General features: G+C 65.5%; 11 protein-coding genes. 5 read left to right on the top strand and 6 right to left on the bottom strand.

The features are described 5' to 3' along the window. Position 1: 1 nt before the first annotated feature. Positions 2-529 carry a MarR family winged helix-turn-helix transcriptional regulator gene (locus ASE25_RS11440; protein ID WP_056825406.1) on the bottom strand — a complete coding sequence of 176 codons (528 nt, stop codon included), beginning with the start codon at positions 527-529 and terminating at the stop codon, positions 2-4. Between the two features lie 142 nt (positions 530-671). Between ASE25_RS11440 and ASE25_RS11435 the strand changes: the two genes are divergently transcribed. From ASE25_RS11435 to ASE25_RS11415, 5 genes are all read left to right on the top strand, one after another. Beyond that, positions 672-1,142 carry a hypothetical protein gene (locus ASE25_RS11435; RefSeq protein WP_056825404.1) on the top strand — a complete coding sequence of 157 codons (471 nt, stop codon included), beginning with the start codon at positions 672-674 and terminating at the stop codon, positions 1,140-1,142. A 67-nt stretch (positions 1,143-1,209) separates the two neighbouring features. Beyond that, positions 1,210-1,815 carry a gluconate 2-dehydrogenase subunit 3 family protein gene (locus ASE25_RS11430; RefSeq protein WP_235508641.1) on the top strand — a complete coding sequence of 202 codons (606 nt, stop codon included), beginning with the start codon at positions 1,210-1,212 and terminating at the stop codon, positions 1,813-1,815. Further along, positions 1,812-3,449 carry a GMC family oxidoreductase gene (locus ASE25_RS11425; protein WP_056825401.1) on the top strand — a complete coding sequence of 546 codons (1,638 nt, stop codon included), beginning with the start codon at positions 1,812-1,814 and terminating at the stop codon, positions 3,447-3,449. The genes ASE25_RS11430 and ASE25_RS11425 overlap by 4 nt, the downstream gene beginning before the upstream one ends. A gap of 62 nt (positions 3,450-3,511) precedes the next feature. Continuing rightward, the gene (locus ASE25_RS11420) at positions 3,512-4,639 is read left to right on the top strand and encodes an enolase C-terminal domain-like protein (protein WP_056825398.1); all 1,128 of its coding nucleotides are present in this window, start codon (positions 3,512-3,514) and stop codon (positions 4,637-4,639) included. 106 nt (positions 4,640-4,745) lie between these two features. Continuing rightward, positions 4,746-6,575 (top strand): thiamine pyrophosphate-requiring protein, encoded by a 1,830-nt coding sequence (locus tag ASE25_RS11415; protein WP_056825396.1) that lies wholly within the window; start codon positions 4,746-4,748, stop codon positions 6,573-6,575. 427 nt (positions 6,576-7,002) lie between these two features. Here ASE25_RS11415 and ASE25_RS11410 read toward each other — a convergent pair whose 3' ends face one another. The 5 genes from ASE25_RS11410 to ASE25_RS11385 all read right to left on the bottom strand — a co-directional run bounded on the left by ASE25_RS11410 (position 7,003) and on the right by ASE25_RS11385 (position 18,701). Then, positions 7,003-10,548 carry an NACHT domain-containing protein gene (locus ASE25_RS11410; RefSeq protein WP_056825394.1) on the bottom strand — a complete coding sequence of 1,182 codons (3,546 nt, stop codon included), beginning with the start codon at positions 10,546-10,548 and terminating at the stop codon, positions 7,003-7,005. A 113-nt stretch (positions 10,549-10,661) separates the two neighbouring features. Continuing rightward, positions 10,662-11,876, bottom strand: coding sequence for a TIGR02679 family protein (locus ASE25_RS11405; RefSeq protein ID WP_082622823.1), 1,215 nt, complete (start codon positions 11,874-11,876; stop codon positions 10,662-10,664). Then, a complete protein-coding gene (locus tag ASE25_RS11400) occupies positions 11,873-15,937 on the bottom strand; it encodes a TIGR02680 family protein (protein WP_056825391.1) in 4,065 nt (1,354 codons plus the stop codon). Before ASE25_RS11400 ends, ASE25_RS11405 begins: the two co-directional genes overlap by 4 nt. Next, a complete protein-coding gene (locus ASE25_RS11395) occupies positions 15,934-17,145 on the bottom strand; it encodes a TIGR02678 family protein (RefSeq protein WP_082622822.1) in 1,212 nt (403 codons plus the stop codon). The genes ASE25_RS11400 and ASE25_RS11395 overlap by 4 nt, the downstream gene beginning before the upstream one ends. Continuing rightward, on the bottom strand, positions 17,142-18,701 hold the full coding sequence (locus ASE25_RS11385; protein ID WP_056825385.1) for a TIGR02677 family protein: 1,560 nt from the start codon (positions 18,699-18,701) through the stop codon (positions 17,142-17,144). Before ASE25_RS11385 ends, ASE25_RS11395 begins: the two co-directional genes overlap by 4 nt. Between the last annotated feature and the right edge of the window lie 292 nt (positions 18,702-18,993).

The following is an 18,993-nucleotide window of genomic DNA, read 5'->3' as shown; positions in this document are numbered from 1 at the left end:
TTCAGCCCTGACCCGTGGATCCCTGGGAGCTGGCTCTGGCCCAGCCGAGCTTCCACGCCGAGTTGCCCGGGATCTCACCGGCGGCCTCTGCAAAGGAGAGCATGGCGTTGGCCAGAGTACGTCGCCGGGTCTCTGGGAGGCGCTCGAGGATGGTGGCGATGGTGCCCGCGCGATGCTCGATGAGCTCATCGATGAGCGCCTGTCCATCGGGGGTCAGCTTGAGCATCAGGTTGCGGCGATCCAGGGAGGATTCCGATCGAGCCAGAAGGCCGGAATCGACGAGGCGGTCGCAAGCCCGGCTGGCATTGGAGGGGTGCACCCCCATTGCTTGAGCCAGGGCCCCCAAGTTCAGCCCGCCGCGGGTGGCAACCAGCATAAGCACCCGCAACTGCGGCAGCGTCACCCGGTCTTCAACCTCGGAGACTCCTTGGGCGGCCACCCCGACCAGAGCCTGAGCAGCGACCATGACGGCATGGACCTGAGCAGTGGTGACGGGTGAACCCGCCGTCTCGCCTGTCGCACTTTTCATGACGCCAGTATGCCGGATTGTTGCGACTCCGCAAGCATTAGGATACTGTTGCTGTTACGCAATCATTGCTCGCTGAGGTGGTCAGTGCCTGAAGTCCCCCGACGAGCACGCCCTGCAGCGAGGCATCGAGAGGATCAGAAACATGGCAGCAGCATCAAGTAGCGCCACGGTCACCGAACCGGTCCTCCACGGGATCGATCGGATGGTTCGCAATATCGAGACCGGCCGTTTCGAACGCAGCCTGTCCGCCGTGACCGCCGTCGGGGCGGTGGTCACGGCGACTGAGATCTTCTTCGAGCACGACTCGGCAAGCTTTGGTAACAAGCTGATGTGGATTCCGGTCGCGCTGGGACCCGTCGGGGCCGCAGCCGGCATCGCCGGGGCGCTCAACCATCGGATGGCCAAGACGTTTCTGCCCATCGCCTCCCTGACGATCATCGCCAACGGCCTGCAGGGGACCTATCTGCACGCGCGCGGGATCTCCCAGAAGCCGGGCGGATGGCACAACGCGAGATACAACATGGAGATGGGGCCGCCTCTGCTGGCGCCGCTGCTTGTCACGATGGTGGGTGGGATGGGCCTGCTGGCCGCCATCCTGCGGCGTGAGAAGTGAGCCCGAGGTGAGTTCTGCGACTCCGCCTCCCGCCCGTCCCTGGTCCGGTCGCTTCCCCGGCTTCGACGTGCTCGACCAGAGCAGCCACTGGGACCCGGTGACCACCGGCGTCGTACTCGCGCGGACCGGGATGGCACCCGACATCCGATTCTTCACCCCCCACGAGCAGGGCATCGCCACCGCGCTGTGCGACCAACTGCTTGGGCAGCACGACGAACCCACGCCTGTGCCCAAGGTCCCCCTCGTCAACCTCATCGACTCTCGGCTCGCCGAGCAGCAGACTGACGGCTGGCACTACGACGACATGCCCGCTGACGGTCAAGCCTGGCGCGACACTTTGAGCGCCCTCGATGCCGATGCGAGGCAGCAGTTCGACTCGGGCTTCGCGGCGTGCTCCAGCCAACAGCAGGCGAGCCTGATCCAAGCCGTTCAGGACCGTGGAACTGACGACTGGCACGGGTTGCGTGCCAAGCGGGTGTGGAGCCTGTGGACGCGTTACGCATGCACCGCCTTCTACTCCCATCCCTCGGCGTGGAGCGAGATCGGCTTCTCCGGCCCGGCCTACCCCCGCGGCTACAAGAACGCTGGCGTGGACAAACTCGAGCCCTTCGAGGTGCACGACGCCAGACCGTCCGAGGACCCCCTGCGAGGCCGGCGCGGAGTCCAAAGATGAGCAACGTGCGCGATCGCAACGAGTCGGCGTGGCTGCTTCCCGCCGACGGTAAACGCGTCAACCACCAACTACGTCAGGACATGCGTCGTTTCGATGACATCGACGAGGTCGACCTGCTGGTCGTCGGGTGTGGTGCCGGCGGGTCCACCATGCTCCAGCGACTGGCTCGAGCCGGCTGGAAGGTCGTTGCCCTCGACGCGGGCCCCTTCTGGGACCCCGCAGCCGACTGGGTCAGTGACGAGGCCGGTTCGCACCACCTCTACTGGACCGAGCCCCGGGTCATCTCCGGGTCGGATCCGGTGCCTTTGGGGTCGAACAACTCGGGCCGCGGTGTTGGCGGGTCGATGGTGCACTACGCCGGCTACACCCCGCGTTTCCACCCCAGCGACTTCGAGACTTACACCCGCGACGGTGTCGGAGCGGACTGGCCGATCGACTACCCCGAACTCAAGCCTTACTACGAGGCGATGGAGGAGGAACTCCCCGTTGCCGGTGAGAAGTGGCCCTGGGGGGATCCGCACTCCTACCCCTACCGACCGCACCCGGTGGGCGGCAACGGTGAGATCTTCCTGCGCGGCGCCGACCACCTGGGGCTCACGGCCAAGGTCGGTCCGGTGGCGATCGTCAATGGGCGGTTCGGCAACCGGGCCCACTGCATCTATCGCGGCTTCTGCCTGCAGGGCTGCAAGGTCAACGCCAAGGCCTCACCGCTGATCACCCACATCCCGGACGCCTTGGCCCACGGGGCGGAGGTCCGCGCCAACGCCATGGTCACCAAGATCGAGATCGATGAGCGCAGCGGCCGAGCCACCGGGGTGCACTACGTGCGTGATGGTGTCCCCCACTTCCAGCGCGCCGCGGTCGTGGTGATCGCCGGCTACTCCATCGAGACCCCACGACTGCTCCTGAACTCTGCCTGCGCCCGCTTTCCTGACGGGTTGTGCAACGACTTCGACCAGGTCGGTCGCTACCTCATGGTGCAGGGGGCCCCGCAGACTGCAGGCCGATTCGACGCCGAGGTGCGTATGTACAAGGCCCCGCCGCCCGAGGTCAGTACAGAGGCGTTCTACGAGACCGACCCCGCCAAGCCCTACAAGCGTGGGTTCTCCATCCAGACCGTCTCACCCCTGCCGATCACGTGGGCAGAACACGTTGCGGCACAAGGGCACTGGGGCGCCGACCTGCGCGAATACATGAGCGACTACGTGCACTGGTCCTGTCTCGGGGCCCTGTGCGAGTTCCTGGCCCAGCCGGACAACCGGGTCACCCTCTCGGAGCAGAAGGACCGTCACGGCCTGCCCGTCGCCCACTTCTCCTACTCCCAGTGCGACAACGACGCCGCCCTGATGCGGGCCGCCCAAAGCGTGATGGAGGACATCCTGCACGCCGCAGGCGCGGACGAAGTGATCACCATCGACCGCTTCGCCCACTTGGTCGGTGGAGCGCGGATGGCGACCGACCAGGAAGAGGGCGTCGTCGACGCCGAGTGCCGCACCTTCGCGGTCCCCAATCTCTACATCACCGACGGCAGCGTGCTGCCCACCCAGGGCAGCGCCAACCCGGCCCTGACCATCATGGCCGTCGCCGCCAGAGCAGCCGAGCGTCTCATCTCGACCTCGCGTCGAGGCAACTGATTTCACAAGGAGCTGGCATGAGTGGGTCTACCAGCGAAGAGCACACCCCCCAAGGAGTCCGCATGAGCGACACCACCATCAACGCCGTGACCGGCGCCACGATCGACAGCGTCGAGGTCAGTGCCTACACCGTGCCCACTGATGCGCCCGAGGCCGACGGCACGATCAGCTGGGACTCCACCACCATGGTGGTGGTCCGAGCCCGCTCCGGCGACGTCGAGGGCATCGGGTGGACCTACGGCCCCACCGCCTGCGCGACCCTGATCAGCGACCAGATTGCCGGCCTGGTGCAAGGACGCAGCGCGATGGACGTCCCCGGATCCTCGAAGGCCATGATCAAAGCGGTGCGCAACGCTGGCCGCCCCGGCATCGCCGGTTATGCCATCGCCGCAGTCGACGTGGCCTTGTGGGACCTCAAGGCCCGGCTGCTCGACCTCCCCCTGCACCACCTCCTGGGCGCCGTCACCACCAAGGTGCCGGTCTACGGCAGCGGCGGCTTCACGACGTACGACGCCCGTCAGTTGCGCGAGCAACTGGCCAAATGGGCGATCGAGGAGCGGATCCCCCGGGTCAAGATCAAGATCGGGCAGTCCTGGGGCACCGAGACCGAACGCGACCTCGATCGCATGGCACAGGCTCGCGCCGTGATCGGAGACGACACCGAACTGTTCGTCGACGCCAACGGTGGCTACACCCGCAAACAGGCGATCCGGGTGATGGCAGCCGCGGCCGACCTGGACGTGCGCTGGTTCGAGGAGCCGGTCTCCTCTGATCACCTCGAGGGCCTGCGCGAGGTACGCGACGCCGTCGCCGCCGACGTCACCGCCGGGGAGTACGGCTACGACCTCTTCTACTTCCGCCGGATGTGCGCAGCCGGCGCTGTCGACTGCCTCCAGGCCGACGTCTCGCGCTGCGGCGGCATCACCGAATTCATCCGGGTCGCGGCTGTAGCGGCATCCTTCGGCCTGCAAATATCGGGCCACTGCGGACCGCACCTGCATGCCCACGTCGCCGCCGCTATCCCCAACCTGCGTCACCTCGAGTGGTTCCACGACCACGTCCGCATCGAGTCGATGTTCTTCGACGGCACCCTCGACCCGACGGGGGGGACCATCACCCCCAATGACGAAGCGCCCGGCAACGGCCTGACCCTCCGAGTCGCGGACGCCGAGCGCTACCGCGTCGCCTAACAGTGGCCAGGGGCCGACGGTCTGAAACCCACGAAGGCAGCGACTCAATCATCTGCGTCAAAGGAACTCTCAGATAGAACGGCACACCGACAACAGGAGAAGCGTCATGGCCAATGTCAGCGATTTCATCATTCAACGGATCCGTGAGTGGGGTGTGACTCGGGTCTTCGCATTCCCCGGTGATGGCATCGGAGAGTTCGACGGCGCCCTCGGCGCAGCTCAACGCGAAGGCGACGGCCTGGACTACATCCGCCCCACGCACGAAGAGATCTGCTCGCTGATGGCCACGGCACACGCCAAGTTCACCGGCGAGGTCGGTGTCTGCATCGCCACCTCCTCGCCCGGCGCCTTCCACATGCTCAACGGGTTGTACGACGCGAAGAGCGACAACCAGCCCGTCGTCGCGATCGTGGGCCAACAGGCCATCAGTTCGCTGGGCACGTTCGAGCAGCAGGAAGACAACCTCGAGCGCACGATGGAAGACGTCGCGGTCTACGTACAGACGATCGTGACCCCGCAGCAGGCTCAGGCCGTCGTCGACACGGCATTCCGAACGGCGTTGGTACGTCTGGGCCCTGCCGTCATCGTGCTACCGCACGACGTACAGGGAATGGACATGCCGAAACTGAAACCGGCTAACGGGGTATCGCGGTCCAGTTCGGCGGCACCGTCGATCTCAATCGTTCCACCACAAGCTGAGATCGAGAAGGCAGCCGAGATCATCAACGCGGGGAACAAGGTCACCTTCTTGGTCGGACACGGCTCGAACGGCGCCACCGACGAGGTGCTGGCGGCGGCGAAACTGTGCGGCGCCGGCATCATCACCGCGTTGCGGGCCAAGCAGGTCGTTCCCTCAGATGTGGCGTTCCACACCCAGCAACTCGGGTTGCTCGGCACCCGCCCCAGCCAGCACCAGATGGACGACTGCGACACCCTGGTACTGCTCGGCACCAACTATCCGTACTCGCAGTTCTTGCCCAAGACCGGCCAGGCGCGCGCGATCCAGGTCGATCTCAAACCGGAGCAGATGGGCCTGCGCTACCCGACCGAACTGAACATCTGGGGTGACGTCAAGCAGACGTTGCTCGCGCTGATCCCTCACCTGTACCAGAAGACCGACCTGTCGTGGCAGGAAGGGGTCGCCAAGGGCATGGTCGAGTGGGAGAACGAGATGCAGGCCCAGGCGATGCTCAACTACTCCGACGGCGTCAACCCACGGCGCGTCTACCACGAGCTGAACCAGCGGCTGCCGGCCAAGGCGATCGTCACCTGCGACGCCGGGTCCACCGCGGACTGGTACGGGCACCACATCCGCCTGCGCGACGGCATGATGGGTGACCTCTCGGGCCGGTTGGCGAGCATGGCGGCCGCGATGCCCTATGCGACGGCGGCGAAGTTCGCCCACTCTGACCGCTGCGTTGTCTGCACCATCGGCGACGGCGCCTTCCAGATGCTCGGCATGAACGAGCTCATCACGGTCAAGAAGTACCTGAGCAAGTGGGACAACCCGCAGTTCATCGTCATGGTGCTGCACAACAACGACCTCACCCAGGTGTCGTGGGAGATGCGCACTGAAGACGCCAACCCTGTGTGGCCTGTCTCCCAGGATGTGGAGTCGGTGGACTACGCCGGTTGGGCGGAACTGCTTGGGTTCAAAGGGATCCGCGTCACGAGCGACGACGATGTCGCAGCGGCGTGGGATGCGGCGTTCGCGCATCAAGGAGTGACCCTGATCGACGCATACACCAGCAAGAACGTGCCGCCGTTGCCCCCGAAGATCACCATGGAATTCGCCAAGAACACCGCCAAGGCGCTGCTACACGGAGACCCCGACGAGGTGGACGTCGTCCGCGATTCGGCCAAAGCGGTCGCCTCTGAAGGAGTCGAGCGGATCAAGGGAAAGCTAAACATCGGTCAGCACGACGACGATCGGTAACGCGGGACGGGAGCGGCGGGATTGCCCCGGTCGGTGGACGACCGCCGCCCCGGTGATGGCAGGGTTGGTCAGGAGACCGCTCGTTCGTGGCGCTCTCTACATCTCCGAGGTCGCACCGCCCCGGGCAGTTCCCGGTGCCGGACATCAAGATCCGGTTTCAGTTCCTACTCCCCGCGGTTCGGTTCGCGGCGAGGGACAGCCAAGTCATGGACGCCATCGACACCGTCCGAGTCGACCAGAAGCAGGGATTTGAACCCTAATCCTCTGGACAAGATCGGAGGCCGGTCCCGGACTACCTGAGACTTCGGGTCCCTCTGGGAAACCTCGGGTTATAGAGGAGGTTCCCCATTGGACGACATCAATTGTATCGGAAGCGCTCGGAACAGTTGCCGTTCGTTTCCGATGACCTTTCGATGACCGATCGATTTCAGTCGGGCCTCGTACCGTGCTCACAGCCCGGGCAGTCTTCGGTCTCGGGGTCGTTCCGAGTACGGCAGTCGTTGCAGGTCCAGTACGAGGCGTGCGGTTCATCGGCGCGGCTGCCCTTGGGACGCACGGTCAGATCCGGGTCTTGCCGCAGTTGAGTGTCGACAGAGCCGTCTGCGTCGAGTTCTCCCATGACGGACAGGCAGTATTGGGCGGCCGTGCGGTACTCAGGGGCCTCGGAAGTCGCGGCTGCGGCGAACCGGTCGACGCTTCCATCGCCCGCGGAGAGGATGGCGACCATGTACAGAAGGGCTGCTCTATCGAGAGGCCATCCCGTCATGTCCGTCGCGAACAGCTGGGCGGCGTCCCAGGTCGGGACCGGAACGTTGATGAGCACCTCTGCTGCGGACCATGCGATCCAGTCTGAGTCGGCTCGGAGGCTTCCGAGCAGCGCATCGTGTTGCTCACGGGCGAGCCGTGCGACGGCATCATCGTCCAGCGCCGGGCCTCGTTGAGGAGACATGCTCGCGACGAACCAGTGATCGTTCAGCCCGTGCTCGCCGCCGATGCTCTGACTCAACTGGTCAAGCATCCACGCGGCCTCCCGGGCTGCCTCTGCCTTATCGATGCGATACGCGTCGGCTATCGCGCCGAGCCAGCCTCTGCGTGATGCCATGTCGTCGTGGACGAAGGCGCGGGAGAAGTCCTGCACACTCACACTGGCGTAGTTGGTCGCCGCCAGCAGATCTCCGACGGAGGTCAGCGACCAATACCGGTCCCTTGCGAGTGGGCTGGCCCCGGTTTCGTCGCTTGGCGCCAACGATGCGATGTCTTCCAGGAGCATCCGTTCGTAGCGGTCATGGTCATCTCGCCACGCTCCAAGTTTTCTGAAGGTGCTTCGCTCGGACCACCATTCGTTGGTACTGACGCCCTTGGCTTGTAGTGCGGCGCGGATCTTGTCCCCGTAGCCGTGGTTTGCTTTCATGCTGACGTCGAAGACCCATCGTCCGAACCCCTCCGGGAGTGCGGAGAGATGCGGGACTCCCTCGAGCGCCACCTGAGCGACTCCGGGCGCAAGCGGTGCACCGCCAACTATTGCCGATCGCCGCCGGGACTGCCGGATCAGCTCGCCGTCAGGGGGGAGCGGCTGTTGCATCACACCCTTGACCAGTTCGATGGCTCGATCATTCAGCGGCTCGCGATCTGTCTTTGCGTCGGTCAGTGCGCAGAGTGCGTTCGCGATCGCGGCGTCCGCTGCAGCGAGTTCCGCCGTTGCGAGGATCTCCCCTCGTGTCGCTCGGTCGGCTGCTGACAACAGTTTCAGGCTGCATGCGAGCTCGACGTAGTTCCAGACGGGCTGTGTCTGATAGCGACGTCCTCGAAGCATCGACCACAGGCGGCTGGGCTCACGCGGCGTCCGGTCGGGCTCGGGGTCCCCTGCCACTGCCCGCTCCACGGCCAGTCGAAGCTTCTCGAGAAGTCGAGTGGTCTGGTCCTCGTCGAGCTCAATTACCTCCCGGACCACCAACTCACCGAGCAGCATGCTGGCCGCCCCGCCCATCTCTGAAGCGCTGAGCATGCACTCAACGACCCGTTGGTTGAGACCGGCCGCCAACCCGATCGCACCGTCGGAATCCGTGTAGGGCAGAACATCCGCGAGCCAGGAGGCGATCTCATCATCGATTGCGGTGAGGGTCCACATGGCGGTTGCGATCTCGGTGAAGACCTTGCTGCGGGCGCTCATGCGATCCGACGCGTTCACGACGAACACGGCGACGTGCTCGTCCCAGAAGCGAAGGACATCTGTGGCGACCTCACGTGCTCGCCGTGGCGCAAGGTTCCAGCTATCCCGGTCCTGCAGCAGGGTCGTCAGGGCCTCGACCGCCTCGTTTCTGGATGGCTCGGCACCTGAGTCCAGCAAGCGTCCAAGGACTACGTACCCGTCAAGGAGCATGCCGCCGGTAAGGTCCGTCGCCCAGGGCCTCGCCCCCGCGACGGCTCGTTGGGCCTCCCAGCGCGTCACCGATTGCTCCACGGCATTGTGCAACAACACCGCGCGACCCTTGGGGAGTTCTGCCTCGGCGGTGTCGGCGCAGATCAGTGCCAGCAACACGGCGAGAAGTGGCACTCGAAACAGCTCGGGGTGCTGGTTGCGTGCGTCCTCGATCCACTTGCGCCGAATGGCGAGCCAGCTCTCACGTCCGCCAGCTTGGATCCGGGTCTCGGAGCACGTCCTCAGGACGCTCTGCACTGTGGTGCTCAGATCCTGGGGCGGATTCAAGTGGACGCGAGGCAGCCCTATTCGCGTGGCCGCGGCAACAGCATTGGCCCTGGTGGCGACGACAATCCCGACTCGTGGGGCGAAGCCGTCGAGAACATCCTTGATTTGTTGGGCTATCCAGGCCGCCTTGGGGCCACACTCGTCAAGACCGTCGCACAGCAGAATGGCAGTGCCTGAGTCCAGCTCTTGGCGCATCGCCCGCATCAGTGGAGACCGTAATTCCGGGTTCGCGACCCGCTCAGCGGCCGAGCTGATCAGGAGATCAGCGGACAGGTCGCTAGGGCTCGGCTGTAGCAGGCTAGGAAGGTGCACGACGATGGGAAGCGGCGCGTGCGGGTCGCTGGCGCATTGTGCAGCCAGCTCGCGCAGGGCGACCGATTTGCCGGTGCCGGGTTGGCCAACCAGCAGCATGCGTCGCCATCGACGGATGACGCGGAGGAAGCTGTCGCCATCTCCGCGCTGGTTCTCGGCGGTCTCGACCCGGAGGCCGTCGATGAGGTCGTCAACGGTCACCGGAGGTAGATCCTCGGCAAGCAGCGTCAAGTCGATCCTGCCGCGACGACTGATGAGGACTCGCTTGTACTCGTCGAGCGCCGCAAGACTCGCGGCTATGCGCATCCCGGTCGGGCCTGAACCGTCAGCGATGAGTGGTCGCGAGCCTTGGACCGTCTGGACCCAGTCCTCGACGGTGCTGCCCGATGCTTCGCCCGACTGACGATGGAAGGCGTCGGCGAGCAGGCTGACGACGGCGGTGCCCTTCCCGTCCTCGACCAGGTAGCTCGCCAACGACTCCATGAGCGCGCGGGTTTGGCTCGTCCCGGTAGCCATGGGGATGTGCAGCACTCGGGTTCGATTGAGCATGTCGTCGCGGAGGCCGACGGGCACGCTCTTGGTGACGGCCGTGATCGCCTTCTGGTGCCGGACTGCCAGCTCTCGACCGTCCCGGCGTCGACGCAGTGCTTCTGGAAGGTCCTTGACAGGACCTTTCAGCTCCTCGGCAGCGATCACCAGAACATCCCCACCGCGAACCGTGCTCATCTGAGCGACCCAGCCCTCAACGGTCGACTTGAGGTGTCGGTCGTTTCCGACGGCGCGTTTCGCCGAAATGAAGCAACGACTGCCGTCGGACATCGTGGCTACGAGGTCGTCGGTCGGGTCATCGGTCTCGAAGTCCAGACGAGCGGCGTGCACGTCGCTCGGAAGGTCGAGTCCCGCGACTGGCTGTTCACGGAGGGCATGTACGGCGAGATAGGCCGCCGCAACCACACGGAAGACACCTCCTACGGCGTCGGCTTGCCCTGCTCTACTCAAGTCTCAGTTCTCCGAACACGGGTGCGGGTGATGGCGTTCGATCACTTCGGTGACGTTTCGATGACCGATCAGGTCGACGTGGCGAGGTGCCCAAGTATCTGAGCGAGCATCGACTCCTCGTGGACTGCCCGACCGTGGAGACGCATCGCCGCTCCGAGTTCGGCGTCCCACGTCGGCTCGATGACGTGCGGTCCGAGCGGAAGGTTCTCCCGGCGCACGGCAGCAACATAGTCGTCAGCCGCCATGAGCCATGGTTCCGCGCCGAAGTTCTCTCTGACGCGATTGGCGATCCCGATTCCGGGCCAGTCGAAGTCGCCGTGGTAGCGCAGGTGCTCGCCTCCCTCGTGGAGGCGTCCCAGGATCTCCGTAACGACCAGATTGGGCTCACCGGACGTACAGACAACAACGTGACCCAAGTCGCCGGTCTCGGCGATCGCTTCTAGAACCCGCGGGTTCTCGCAGACCAGCACGTAGCGGTCCCCGACATCGAAGGCGCCCAATCGACGCAGGTCCCACTCGGTGATGTGGACCGGGTCCCCCGACTCAGCCGCGAGCCCCAGTCTTTCCCCGGCTACGCCCGGCGCGCCAAGCCCAAGGACCAGGCATGTGCGCGAGAGAAGATCTGGCTCGATCCCGAACCTCGACCACAGGCCGACGACACCCGGGGTTGCTTCAGGCACACCCACGCCGGCAGCGGCGGCCAATCCGCGAATGACAACGCGGTGCAGCACGCGATCGGCATCCAATGCGTGGGCGTTGCCCAACAACCGGGCAGCGAGCTCGACGCGGGACTGCGGGCGAACCGAAGGAGCGACGAGCTCGTTGAGGACTTTGGCCGCATCCTCGACGATGCGGAGCGCGTCCTCTCTGGCCGTCAGAAGGCCGGTGCGCCGCAGACCTTCGATCCAGGTATCGGCCCAGGGAGCGTCGACCAACTCGGCCGCTCTGTCCAAGGGCCTCTGACGTGCAGCATTCCTTGTCGCCCTGGCGGCAGGTCGATCCTTGGGAGCTTCGCCGTGGATGGCGGTCAGGACCTCCAGCAACCCGCCCATTCCAGAGCGGTCGCGCAGCCGCTGATCCAGGTCGGCGAGATCCACTCGCATGGCGCTTCGCGTGACTGAACGTCCCAGGAGTGCACCGAGCGCATGACGCTTGTCTCGGGTGGCGGTCTCAATCTCGACGCGCCCGACTGCTACGAGTCCTGCCTTCTCAAATCGTTCTCGGATCTTCGACCAAGCGTCGGCGAGAGCTGGGTCGGTGATCCACGTCGGAACGCCGGTCATCCGATCGAATGGAGGGTTCGGCCGTCCCAACGGGATTCGTACTGCGCAATGCCGCGCTGAGTGGGGTTACGCAACGCTTCATAGATGGCGAGAGACGGAACAGTGTCGTGGCATCCCCATAGCCGTTCGCTGGTGATGACGAAGTCGAGGTCGAGCTGGACGAGCAAGCCGAAGAGGAGTGGGTGGGTCCTGACGTCAATCTTCGGGAACGCATCGTCGAGAAGTACAAGGCGAGGAGCGTGTGGAGCTGCACCGGCAAGGGACGTGAAGTGGGCTGCAGCGGCGGCAAATAGCGGCAGGTAGCAGAGCACCTTCTGCTCGCCCTGGGAGAGGGCTGAACGCCGGTGGAGGCGTTCCCAAGTGCCCGACTTCTCCGGCCTCGTGTACCGGATCGAGAACTCCGACCAGGTCCGATAGTCCAGCGCCGACCCGAGATGCTCGCTGTAGGAGAGTTCGGGATTCAACGTTCGCGAAGTCTCGATCAGTCCGTGCAGGGCATCGCGCAGCGAAGCTCGCTCTTCCGGAACGAGGGCGCCGACTGGCTGCGCAAGCAGATCGACGGCCGCGCGCGCTTCAGCGGGTATGTCGTCGCGGAGGTCCCACTTCAGACGGAGTCGGATGCCTTGAGAGGTGCGCACCTCACCGAGGAGGTCGTTCATGGCGGTGACCAGTTCGTCTGCGTCGCGCCTGCAGGCTCGCAGAGCGTCTCCGAGTTCGCCGAGGATGTGTTGCTCGAACTGCTTCTTCTCGCGTTCGGTCAAGAGTGTCCGGTCGTGCTCGACCGCGGCGGTAACTCTGGCTGCGATTACCACCACGGGGGCCTCACCCGCGTCGTCTCGTCCCGTGACGGCAAGGAGGTCGCCGTATCGTGCCATCGCGAGCTGGTGGTCGGCCGCAGGGCCGCTCTCAGCGTCGCGGTGAGCGGCCCACACACGGTCGGTAGCCCGTGTGATGTCCCCAGTCGATGGGTCGGCGAGTTCGCGAACTATTTGCGTGATGGAGTCTGGGATGGGTGCGTCGCCAACGATGTTCTCTGCCTGGAGGAATGGTTCAGCCGAAGCCACCTCGGCGGCGGCAAGGAGTCCTGGTGCTTGGGCAAGTTGCGCAAACCATGCGAGTGCTTCGGCTCTTGCCGGGGCGTGGGATGCGAGGCGCTCCTGTGCGGTCGTCAAACCGCTACGTGCTTCGCCCAACGCTTCCGCTAGCTCGCGTACTCGCGTGTCGGCCGTCTTCTTGGCTGCCTCGTGAGATGCCTTCGACTCCCTTGCGAGAGCGATCTTGCGCTCCAACTCCTGCACCGAGGCACCAACCGCCTCACGGAGGGCGTCGAGCTCGGCCTGGGTTTGGCCAGCGCGATCGACGGCCGCGGCGTGCTCTTCCTTCTCGGATTCCAACTCGCGGAGCGCCTCATCGACGGACACCGCATCTGATGACCATCGGTCGAGGTTGCGGCGCAGGTGCGGTATTAGCTTCCCCAGAGCGTCCAGATCGGCGCGGAGGTGATCCAGCCGTTCTTTGAGAGCTGCCAGTGAGGAACTGTCCACGGGAAGGTCGTGCTCTTGGGCAAGTCGAGTGAGTGAGGAGTGTGCTTGGGCTGTCTCGTCACGCCGCCCGTGGGCCTCGCGCTGAGCGTCGCGATTGGCCAACTCCTCGCGCAGCTCCGCTTCGATCTGTTCCGTTAGGCGAGTCCATGCTTCGCGCAGCCCGCTGTCGGTGGGGCGGCCGAGCACCCAGGAGTCGAGCGCCGCGATCGTGCCTCCCGCCCGTTCGGCAGACTCCTTCGCGATGTCTCGGGTGTCTCGTTGGCGTTGGAGTTCTTGGTCGATCTCGGCGAGGCGGCGTGCTCGCTCGTGTGCCCGAGCCGTTGCTCCGATGTACTGCGGCGCCTCCTTTGCGGCTCGTCCGTGTGCCGGCCCGAGGCGCCACGTACCGTCGGCGCCGATGGCAGCCTCTGCGTCAGGGTCGTCACCGAGGTGGACTGCGTCGAGCACAGCACGCACATCCTCGACCGAGACATCGGAGCCGGCCGGCAGGTCTACGTGGAGCACATCGGACAACGTCGGTCCGCTTGCCGGCGTGTGACCTACGAGCAATGTGTCGTGCAGTCCGGGGTCGAGAAGTCGGCCGCCAGGTCGGAGCCAGGCGTCGAGGAGGCCCGCGGACTGGAGTGCCGCTTCAATGGCGGCGCGAACGGGCTCGTCGAGTCCGGTCGTGAAGTCGATGACCTGCCACAAGGAGTGGCCGTCTGGCCGCGGAGTTCGACGGAGCGATGGTTGCGGCGGCGCAGGATCGCGTTCGGCCTCGACTTCGCTTCGCTTCTGCTCCAAGGCTCGGACCTGCACGTCCGCGTTGTCGCGCTTCGTGGACTCGCTCTGAAGCTCAGCGCGAAGAGTGGCCAGCGGGCCGGACACGGCGGTTCGAACGAGTTCGGGGAAGGCGTCGAGCGTCTCTGCGTCGAACTCCGTCGGCAGGTCCACGTGCACTGCTTCGGGAAGTCCCGCCCAGTTGGTCAGTGATGCGCGAAAGTCGATCTCGCTTTGGATCGCCGCACCCTCCGAAGCCGAGCGTCGCTGTCGGGCGTCCTCCCAGCGGGACTCGGCCTCGTCGGCCCGCCGCTGCGCCTCTTCCTCAATGCGCCGGGCGTCCTTGTATCGTGCCGTTGCCTCAACTACCGCTGTGACTGCCGCGGCCCGAACTCCGACCGAACCGTCGGCCTTCGTGATCGTCAAGCGTGCATCGTCTAACCCGGAACCGAGGGCTGCGACGTCGGCATGGTTGGTGAGGTCGATGGCCACCAACGACACGGGCGAGACCATGACTGAATCGGGCACAGACTCCTGATGTCGGCGAACTGTGTCGGCCAGTTCGTCGGTAAAGGCCCGGGTCATCTCGCGCAACTGTTGGGCGGCAATGGCAAGTGCCTCGGCCTTGCGCCCGTGCTCCTCGCGGCGTCGTTGGACCCGTTCGCCTGCTCGCTTCGACTCGGCAGCCTCCCGTTCGGCGCGTTCGGCCAAGTCGCTCAATCTGCGCTGATCCCGTGCTTCTGGACTCTCCTGCAGAGCACGCAGCCGCGTTCCGGCAGCCTCAGCATCGGCGGTTGATTGCTTGAGCGAGTCCTCGGCTTCCTTGCGTTCGGTTGTGACGCGTTGGAGCGTCGCTTCTGCCTTGCTCAGTTGCCGCCGCAGGTTCCGCTCGGTCGTGAGGATCTCTGCGAGCTTGGCGGCGCGTTGCGCAACGGCTGCTCGGGCGTAGTCGGCGTATGCGTCAGCGAGGACGGAGAGAGCTTCCGCTGCCGAGGCGCGACGTTCGATCTGCTCGCCGAAGGCAACCAGTTCGTCGAAGGTGTCCCCTGCCTTGCGGATGGCCAGTTCGTCGATCTGTGGGAGGGCCTGGGAGAGGTACTGGGCCAGCTTGCCGGGGTCGATGTCTTCCCCGACCTGAGGCTGTCGGAGCCAGTAGAGAAGCCGGAGCACCTCGTCGTACTGGCTCGGGTCGAGCCCGAAGAGCGTGCGACCGACGTGTTCCTTAAACGCGGCGGCCTTCTCGAAGACTTGGCCGTCAGCTCCGATTGCGTCCTCCAGACGACCTCGCGAAAGCGGTCCGCCCGCGTCTTCGAGGGCAAGGTCGTGTCCGACGCGGCGGTGGGTGGCGAAGTGCCAGGCAGTGGCGGTCCGTTGGGATTCCGATGCTCGGATTCCGATGCCGCAGGTGAATGCCTCCGGCTGTCCGGCGTCGTCGGTGCGGAGGAACTCCACCCAGATGTAGCCGACCCGTGCGTTGCCCTCGAAGCCGTCCGTCATGAGCCAGAGGAGGCTGGTGTGGTGCTTGGCGGAGGCTGTGATTCTGGCCTTGTCGCCGTCGAGGGCGAACGGAAGCAGCATCTCGAGTGTCTTGGACTTTCCGGCGCCGTTGGCTCCTCTGAGCAGCAAGCGGCCGTCGGCGAAGTCGAAGACCTGGTCGTCGTACTGCCAGACGTTGAGGATGCCGGCGCGGCTGAGCCGAAACCGCCTGTCGGTGTCGGCTGTCTCCCGTACCGCGGAACGGACGAAGGTTGTGGTCATGAGTGGTCCTCGTCGAAAAGGGTCGGGGCAGCCTGCTGTGCCTCGATGAGCTGCGCTTTGGGTGCGTAGCGGGCTGCGGCGGCGTGGACGCGAAGCCCGTCTGCGTCTCGTTGGACGAGTCCTACGTCGGCAAGGATCTCGATCGCTTCGTCGAAGACGGCGTCTGGGTTCTCGCGATGTTCCTTGCGGAGTCCGCGTTTCCATGCCTGGAACACTTTGTCGCCGGCCGTTCGCGCGGTTGAGGTTGCCAGGCGTGCCCACGGGCCTGAAGTTGGGTCAGTCTGGTTGTCGGAGCGCACCTCTTCGACCAACTCGGCGAGGAGCAGGAGTGCGAAGTGGGCTGCGGATCCAGTGCCAGGAAATGCGCGGTCGGTCAGCTCTCCGCTCGGGTCGATGGCGATTGCACCTTCTGCGCGCAGCTCCAGGTCGAGACCTAGAGTACTGCTGAACCACTCGACCTCGCGGTGCCTGTTCCGGCGCCACCAGCCACGTTGTTCGTCGGTGAGGCCGTCGACGGACAGGATGGGGTGCTCGACGAGGCGTCGGCGGATCGGGACGCGGGAGCCCCCGGCCGAGGACGGGAGCGACGCGTCCTCGAAGACTTCTTCGGGTGTCGCGCATCGGCTTAGGGGCGCTGCGACGAGGACGGCCAGTCGGTCGCGGTGAACGTCGAGCAATGAGTCGGTGCGTCGCTCGGCCCAGTGCTCCAGGTCGCCGTCGCGCTCGCTCACCACGCCGATATGGATCAGCGCGATCAGCGCGGCGTGAAGTACGCGTCGCTCCGACAGTGCGTCGAGGTCAACATCTACTCCGGCGTCGACTGCCGCGGACCGGACGCCCGCGACAAGTTCGTCGATCATGATTTGCTGTCGTGACCGGGTGAGTGCTGCCAGGACGAGCGCCACCATGGCGTAGGCGCGGGGTGTGAAGTGGTTTCCGTTGCGTCGGCGAAGGCCTCGGCGTCCGTCCCGGCCGATGCCGGTCTTATAGAGACGGGCGAGCGCCGGTTCGACGACGAGTCGGTAGCCGAGACCGTCGGCGAACAGTTTGGTCAGCTCGTCTCGGTGACGGCGAACGAGAGCAAGATCGTCGTGGTGCTGCTCGCTGTGCAGGAGTGGTGTCTGCAGGAGCGCGCGGGCAGCTCGTCGTACGTCGGCTTCGGCGTACAAGTCGGGCGCGGGCGCAGGGCGCTCGGGAACGACACTCATGCGCCGGATCCCATCTGCCTTTGACCATCGGACTCGGCGGCGATACTGACCCTGATTTCGATGTCGCGGAGAACGAGTTTCCCCGCGGGGCTGGCGATGGCGACAGTCGACCCCGGGGCACGCTCGACGGCGAGTGTCAGCCGATGTGGGCCGATGGGCGTTGTCGTTTCGGCAGTCGCACCTGCCGCGAGGGGGCGCCCGTAGCCCGTGAGTGCCGTGGAGTAGAGGTCGAGGAAGACCTCGCGTGCGTCATCGCTGACGCGGGCTTCTCGCAGGGTGCCTGCATGGGTGGCGAGTTCGCGCAAGGCTGCCTCGCGGCGCCGCTGTTGCCTGGCGCGCTCCGCGAGCCGGGCGTTCTTGGCCGCGGTGAAGTCGACGCGTGCTCCTGCCCGTCCGCGCGCGGTGCGGTCGCCGTGGATCCGAAGTCCGACGGGCACTTCGGCGGCCGGAGCGGTCCACCAGCTCTGGGTGGCTGGAATTGGTTCGTCGTCCGACTCGGCCTTGAAGGCAAGGTGGCGCGTGGGATAGAGACCGAAGACTGCTGCCCACAGTGCATGGGCGTCCTCGTCCGAGCTGGTGTCGAACCATGCGGCTAGTCGGGTGAGATCGCCGTATCGGCTCTGCTGACGGTCTGCTCCGGCGGCGATCCGCCTGAGGTTCACGAGGAGGGATCGCATTGCGTCGGTGGCAAGTGCCCGGACGTTGTCGGCATCGGAACGTCGGCCGGGCGAACCAACGAACCACGCGTGGAGGCTTTCCCAGTCGCCCGGTTCGAGGCCGGTAGCCCGACGTGCTGCGGTGCCGTCGATGCCGACGAGCCGCTCTCCCGTGTTGGCACGCTCGCAGAGTTCCGCGAGGTTCGGACGGAGTTCTTGGAGCCGGTCGCCCACTTGGGGCATGTGCCGGGAGATCTCGTCGATGAACCGAGAGAGGTAGTCCAGGAGCGCGGTTTTGAACAGTTCGAACTCGTCCCGACCGAGGTCGAATCGGGTGAGCACTTGGGTGAGATAGGAGTAGAACTGCCGCGTGGAGTTGACCAGTACCTCGAACTGGGCAAACAGCGTGGTGATCCGTCCGGCGAGCTCACGCGGGTCGGTGTCGTCGAATCCGCGTCGCGCGTTGTTCACGAAGTCTTCGATGCCGGTGAGGATGACGGGGAGGACTTCGCTGGACACCTCGCGCGCTGACTCCGAGTGCTGCAGAAGCTCCTCGACCTGGCGGTGGACGAGTTCGCCTCGCTGTGTGAGTTGATAGCGCGCTCGGTTGGTGAGGTATTCCCGAATGCTCCGGGCTTCGGTCTCTCGTGGGCTGCGCGCCAGGTTGCCGTGCTCGACGAGGTACGAGAGGCGCTGCTCGACGGTGTCCTGGTCGAGTTCGATGCCGTCTGCGGCGAGGCGCTCTGCGATGTCGGCAGCCGATTGATCCGAGAGGAAGCCGCTCATGCCTGAGGTGAAGAGCCGCATGATGGCGAGGTAGCTCGCTGCCTCTTCGTTGACGGCATAGCGCAGCGCACCGAGCGTTTGACGCTCGCGAGGATCGAGTGCACCGGAGGTCACTCGAGGAACGCTAGCCGTTGGGTCCGACAATAATCCTGTGAAGCCCCGACCACGGTGGTCCCGGAATCAATCTGAGGACAGGTGCGCCGTTAGGAAGTCCGTAAGAGGCGACGTAGCCCCTGCGACCGCGTGGATACGTACCCGACTGAGCAGGTCTACGTCGATGCTCGGCCAGTCGAGGTGGTAGCCGTCGCGGTGGGCGATGGCGGTGACCCAGGCGCTCTGAGTGCGGGTGTTGCCGTCGCGGAAGGGGTGGATGAGCGACCGGTCGCCCCATCGTTCGGCGAGTCGC

Origin of the sequence: Terrabacter sp. Root85, assembly GCF_001429185.1 — a bacterium.
GTDB lineage: Bacteria > Actinomycetota > Actinomycetes > Actinomycetales > Dermatophilaceae > Terrabacter.
Note: the sequence above shows the minus strand (reverse complement) of the source record. Positions and strands in the feature narration are given on the sequence as shown.

Excerpts from the sequence above, each read along its gene's own strand:
- ASE25_RS11440 (WP_056825406.1), bottom strand. The coding sequence starts at position 529 with ATGAAAAGTGCGACAGGCGAGACGGCGGGTTCACCCGTCACCACTGCT.
- ASE25_RS11435 (WP_056825404.1), top strand. The coding sequence starts at position 672 with ATGGCAGCAGCATCAAGTAGCGCCACGGTCACCGAACCGGTCCTCCAC.
- ASE25_RS11425 (WP_056825401.1), top strand. The coding sequence starts at position 1,812 with ATGAGCAACGTGCGCGATCGCAACGAGTCGGCGTGGCTGCTTCCCGCC.
- ASE25_RS11420 (WP_056825398.1), top strand. The coding sequence starts at position 3,512 with ATGAGCGACACCACCATCAACGCCGTGACCGGCGCCACGATCGACAGC.
- ASE25_RS11415 (WP_056825396.1), top strand. The coding sequence starts at position 4,746 with ATGGCCAATGTCAGCGATTTCATCATTCAACGGATCCGTGAGTGGGGT.
- ASE25_RS11405 (WP_082622823.1), bottom strand. The coding sequence starts at position 11,876 with ATGACCGGCGTTCCGACGTGGATCACCGACCCAGCTCTCGCCGACGCT.
- ASE25_RS11400 (WP_056825391.1), bottom strand. The coding sequence starts at position 15,937 with ATGACCACAACCTTCGTCCGTTCCGCGGTACGGGAGACAGCCGACACC.
- ASE25_RS11395 (WP_082622822.1), bottom strand. The coding sequence starts at position 17,145 with ATGAGTGTCGTTCCCGAGCGCCCTGCGCCCGCGCCCGACTTGTACGCC.